Genomic DNA, 5040 nt, shown 5'->3' with positions numbered 1-5040 from the left:
TGCCGAAGGTGGATCAGCGTGGCGACCACCCGGTCGGTGAACACCAGCCGGTGCTTGGCACCCGCACCAGCGGCCCGGCGCCGTGCGCCACCGCGAACCGTGTGCCGCCTGCCCTCGACCACCGGCTGCCAGGGAGCCGCCAGTTCGACGATCAGATCGGTCAGGTGCCGACGCGAAACGCCGGTCAGCACCCGATGACCGAGGACAGCACGGTTCACCATGATCACCACGGCGAAGATCATGTCGCCCTCACCCAGGCCGGCGCATCCCCGCCGCAATCACGCACCAGCTCGTTAGCCGCCCTTGCCGGAGGTGCCGCCCGCTCCGCCGAGGTCGTTGTGGCCCATGTGCTCGCCCGGTGTTGACAGTTCCTCGACGGCGGAGGCGCCGACCACTGCGCCGGTGGACCTCTTGCCGCGTCGCAGCCGCCGCTCCAGCCAGGTCGCGAAGGAGGTGAGCGCGAAGTTCAGTAGGACGAAGATGGCTGCGACGACGGTGAAGCAGGCGATGGTGTTCGCCCCGTAGTTCGCGCTCATCGGGCGGACGGAGGCCAGCAGTTCCGAGAAGCCGAGCAGTGCGCCGCCCAGTGCGGTGTCCTTCACGATGACGACCATCTGGCTGACGATCGCTGGCAGCATCGCGGTGACCGACTGCGGCAGCAGCACGTAGCGCATCACCTGGTTCTTGCGCATGCCGATCGCCTCGGCCGCGTCGGTCTGGCCCCGCGGGAGGGAGAGGATGCCGGCCCGGACGATCTCCGCGAGCACAGCGCCGTTGTAGAGGACGAGACCGGTGACCACCGCATACAGCGGCCGGCTGTCGGGGCTGACCTCGGTGAACTCGGAGTACGCGGCGTTGGCGAACAGCATCAGGATCAGCACCGGGATGGCGCGGAAGAACTCCACGACGGTGCCGGCCGCGCCCCGCACCCACCGGTGGTCGGAGAGCCGGGCGATGCCGAACAGCGCCCCGAACGGCAGCGCGATGACCATGGCGAGCGAGGCGGCGATGAGGGTGTTCTTGAGCCCCGGCAGGAGGTACGTCTCCCAGGCGCGGGAGTCCGTGAAGAAGGGCCGCCACTTGACCCATTCGAGCTGGTTCTTGTCGATGAGGCTCTGGACCACCCACCAGGCCACGCCGGCGACGGCGATCAGGAACAGCACCGTGAACAGCAGGTTGCGCCGTCTGGCACGCGGCCCCGGAGGGTCGTAGAGCACGGACGGCGGGGTCATCGCTTCACCGAGACCTTCTTGGCCACCCTTCCGAGGAGGAGCCCGGTCGGCAGCGTGAGGCAGATGAAGCCGAACGCGAAGACCGCGGAGATGAGGAGGAGCTGGGCCTCGTTCTCGATCATTTCCCGCATCAGCAGGGCGGCCTCTGCGACACCGATCGTGGCGGCCACGGTGGTGTTCTTGGTCAGGGCGATCAGCACGTTCGCCAGCGGGCCCACCACGGAGCGGAACGCCTGCGGAAGAACGACGAGCCTCAGCACCTGGGGGAAGCTCAGGCCGATGGCCCGCGCCGCCTCCGTCTGGCCCACGGGCACCGTGTTGATGCCGGACCGCAGCGCCTCGCAGACGAACGCCGAGGTGTAGGCGATCAGTCCGAGCACGGCGAGCCGGAAGTCGATGGTGGTGAAGTCCTCGGCGCCAAGCGTGATGCCGAGCGTCTGGAACAGGCCCAGCGAGGTGAAGACGATGATCACGGTAAGGGGGATGTTCCGGACCACGTTGACGTAGGCCGTCCCGAAGCCACGCATCAGGGGCACGGGGCTGACGCGCATGGCCGCCAGGACGGTGCCCCAGATCAGCGCGCCGACGGCGGAGTAGAAGGTGAGCTGCACCGTCACCCAGAAAGCGCCGAGCACGTTGTAGCCCTCAAGAAAGTCGAACACGGTCTTCCCGCCTTCCGCGAGTGACGGGCGAGGCGCGCCGCCCCGGGGCGGCGCGCTGGGGAGTGCGCGTCTCAGGTGACGATGACGCCGATCTTCGGTGCGGGCTCGTTCTGGTAGCCGGACGGGCCGAGGTTCTTCTTGACGGCCGCCTCCCAGGAGCCGTCCGCGACCATCTTCTCCAGGGCGGTATTGATCTTCGCCTTGAGCTCGCTGTCCTTCTGGACGCCGATGCCGTAGTTCTCGTTGCTCATCTTGAAGCCGCCGAGCTTGAACTTGCCCTTGAACTCCGGCTGCGAGGCGTAGCCGGCGAGGATCACGTCGTCGGTGGTCAGCGCATCGACGACCCCGTTCTCCAGGCCGGTCAGGCACTCCGAGTAGCCGCCGTACTCCTGCAGCTGCGCATTCGGGGCGATCTTGGTCTTGACGTTCTGCGCGGAGGTGGAGCCGGTGACGGAGCAGAGCTTCTTGTTGTTCAGGTCCTCGGGCTTCGTGATGGAGTTGTCGTCGGCCCGGATCAGCACGTCCTGGTGCGCCAGGAGGTAGGGGCCGGCGAAGTCGACCTTCTCCGCACGGGCGGGCGTGATCGAGTACGAGGCGGCGATGAAGTCGACGTCACCGCGCTGGAGCAGTGTCTCGCGGTCGGCGCTCTTCGCCTCCTTCCACTCGATGTTGCCGGGGTCGTAGCCGAGCTCCTTGGCGACGTACGTGGCCACGTCGACGTCGAGGCCCGTGTACGTGCCGTCCGGGGTCTTCAGCCCGATGCCCGGCTGGTCGAACTTGATGCCGACGGTGACCTTCTGGTCGCCGCTGGCGCCGCTGCTGGTGCCGCCACCGCCGTCCGATCCGCAGCCGGCGGCCGTCAGGGACAGCCCGAGCGCAACCGCGGCTGCGAGGGTGACCTTGCGAAGTTCCATGGTGATCATTCCTTGTGCTCGCTGGTCCCCATCAGTGGTGCAGGATCTTCGAGAGGAAGTCCTTGGCCCGCTCGCTGCGCGGGTTGCTGAAGAACTGATCGGGTGTCGTCTCCTCCACGATCCGGCCATCCGCCATGAAAACCACGCGGTTGGCGGCCGATCGGGCGAATCCCATCTCGTGGGTGACGACGACCATGGTCATTCCCTCGCGCGCCAGCTGCTGCATCACCTCCAGCACCTCGTTGATCATCTCGGGGTCGAGCGCGGAGGTCGGCTCGTCGAACAGCATGATCTTCGGTTCCATGGCCAGCGCCCTGGCGATCGCCACGCGCTGCTGCTGGCCGCCGGAGAGCTGCGCCGGGTACTTGTCCGCCTGCGAGGCGACGCCCACCCGCTCCAGCAGCCGGCGCGCCCGTTCCTCGGCGGCCTTCTTGTCCTTCTTGCGGACCTTGAGCTGGCCGAGCGTGACGTTGTCGAGCACGGTCCTGTGCGCGAAGAGGTTGAACGACTGGAAGACCATGCCGACGTCCGCCCGCAGAGCCGCCAGCTCGCGGCCCTCGGCCGGCAGCGGCCTGCCGTCGATGGAGATCTCGCCGGAGTCGATGGTCTCCAGGCGGTTGATGGCACGGCACAGCGTCGACTTCCCGCCCCCGGACGGCCCGATGACGACCACGACCTCACCACGGGCGACAGTGAGGTCGATGTCCCGGAGGACGTGGAGATCGCCGAAGTGCTTGTTGACATTGCGCAGCACTACCAGATCACCCGCGGCCGGGGTGGGGGTTTCCTTCGTCACGGCTGCTCCACTCGTCGGCTTCATGGTCCGCCGCCCGCACCGCAGCCGCACGCCGACCCGAGGGGACCTGTAAGGACGCGGTTCCGCCCGCGGCCTTCGGCCGGGAGGTGCCCCGGTGCCGTTGACGGGACCCCTACGGCCAATCGCGGGCCGGCACCGCGACGGCGGCCTACGTCCTGCTGCGACAGGCCCAGGCTCTCGGACGCGCCGAGCCCGCGCGGATGCTGGACCTGGCCCGAGCCGATAGCCCCGGGTGGTGAGTGGTCTACATCGACACGAAGACCTGGGTGTCGAGGAGGTCCCAGCTGCGGGTGCGCAAGGGACAGCTCTGGTAGGGCGGTCACTGCCAGACCCGTGCGCTGCAGACCGTGGCCTGGGAGGCGGGGCAGGCCGAGCTCGTGCTCGGCGTTCCGGTGGCTGCGCATGTCGCTGTTCACGGTGCGAAGGTTCCCCGAGGTGTGCTCCACCTGGAAGGCGTGACGATCGCCAACGCCTCGCCCCTCGTCCGTCGTCTCCGGGCCGACTCCCGCACCCGGCGGGCGGGCGGCCTGCCGCCTCACCCGATCGCCCGGCGAGCGAATGCACTCCTGCCTCCGCACACCGGGTAGAGGGGGGCCGGCGAGGCGTCGGAGAGGCGCCCTAGGCTCGCCGTTGATGATCACCGAAACGGACGGGGGAGCGGGGATGGGGACGACCACCGGATGGCGGCCGACCGGGTTTCCGGAGCAGTTGGCGGAGTACCCGGAGGCTCTGGCCGAGGTCGCCCGGGTGTACGGGGCGCAGGACGGGGCCGGCACTGCGGAGTGGGCGGCGCGGCTGCGGTTCGCGGCCCTGATGCGGGGTGACCTGGGCTCGCCCGGTGGCTGGACGGTCTGGGCCTCGCGATGCCGTGGCGGGTGGTCTGGACGCACTGGCGGCCGATCGAGGTGTGGGACACACGCAGTCTCGCACCGGGCTGGACCGACCCGGTCGAGCTGCACGGCTTCCGGGCCGGCGGGACGGAGGTGTGCCTGCGGTTGTGCTACGACCGTACCTACCGCTGGTACGCCCTGGAGACCGGCGCGCCCCTCGGAGAGCCGACACCGGACGAGCCGGAGGCGGAGGAGCCGGCGGCCGTGGCCGACTCGCCGCTGGATGCAGGCGACCCGCTCTACGAGATGGCCGAGATCACCGTGACCCGGGCCGGGGACGGCCTGCGTCCATGCGCTCTATCCGGTGGCGCACGACGACGAGATCCAGGTGCTGCCCGGCGAGCGGGTCCTGCTGGCGGGCTTCAGCGGCGCCGCACTGATCGACTTCGGCCCGCCGGCCGCGGATGTGGTCACCGAACCGGCCCCGGCCGCTAGATGCAATACCGGTGATTTAGGTTGTTTTCCGCCTGGACGGGCTGGTTTTGGTTGGCTCGACCAGCGAGACGGTGGGGACGTCGGGTCGGG

At 69.1% G+C, this 5040-nt stretch carries 5 protein-coding genes and 1 pseudogene; 1 reads left to right on the top strand and 5 read right to left on the bottom strand.

The window, feature by feature from the left end:
• The 5 genes and pseudogenes from AB0442_RS41790 to AB0442_RS41770 all read right to left on the bottom strand — a co-directional run.
• Window positions 1-221: pseudogene (locus AB0442_RS41790) on the bottom strand (IS5/IS1182 family transposase); the annotation flags it as partial.
• A gap of 72 nt (window positions 222-293) precedes the next feature.
• Window positions 294-1232, bottom strand: a complete 939-nt coding sequence (locus AB0442_RS41785) for an amino acid ABC transporter permease (RefSeq protein ID WP_366168749.1) — start codon at window positions 1230-1232, stop codon at window positions 294-296.
• Window positions 1229-1894 carry an amino acid ABC transporter permease gene (locus AB0442_RS41780; RefSeq protein WP_366168748.1) on the bottom strand — a complete coding sequence of 222 codons (666 nt, stop codon included), beginning with the start codon at window positions 1892-1894 and terminating at the stop codon, window positions 1229-1231. The genes AB0442_RS41785 and AB0442_RS41780 overlap by 4 nt, the downstream gene beginning before the upstream one ends.
• Before the next feature lie 71 nt (window positions 1895-1965).
• Window positions 1966-2808, bottom strand: coding sequence for a glutamate ABC transporter substrate-binding protein (locus tag AB0442_RS41775; protein WP_366168747.1), 843 nt, complete (start codon window positions 2806-2808; stop codon window positions 1966-1968).
• A 31-nt stretch (window positions 2809-2839) separates the two neighbouring features.
• The gene (locus AB0442_RS41770) at window positions 2840-3628 is read right to left on the bottom strand and encodes an amino acid ABC transporter ATP-binding protein (protein ID WP_366168746.1); all 789 of its coding nucleotides are present in this window, start codon (window positions 3626-3628) and stop codon (window positions 2840-2842) included.
• 1191 nt (window positions 3629-4819) lie between these two features.
• On the opposite strand from AB0442_RS41770, the gene AB0442_RS41765 reads away from it, so the two are divergent.
• Window positions 4820-5040, top strand: a 221-nt coding sequence (locus AB0442_RS41765; RefSeq protein ID WP_366168745.1) for a hypothetical protein, incomplete at its 3' end; no start/stop codon positions are given.

Source organism: Kitasatospora sp. NPDC085895, assembly GCF_040702125.1.
In the GTDB taxonomy this organism is placed as follows: domain Bacteria; phylum Actinomycetota; class Actinomycetes; order Streptomycetales; family Streptomycetaceae; genus Kitasatospora; species Kitasatospora arboriphila.
The sequence above is the reverse complement of the archived record's forward strand: the minus strand, read 5'-3'. Positions and strand labels throughout refer to the sequence as shown.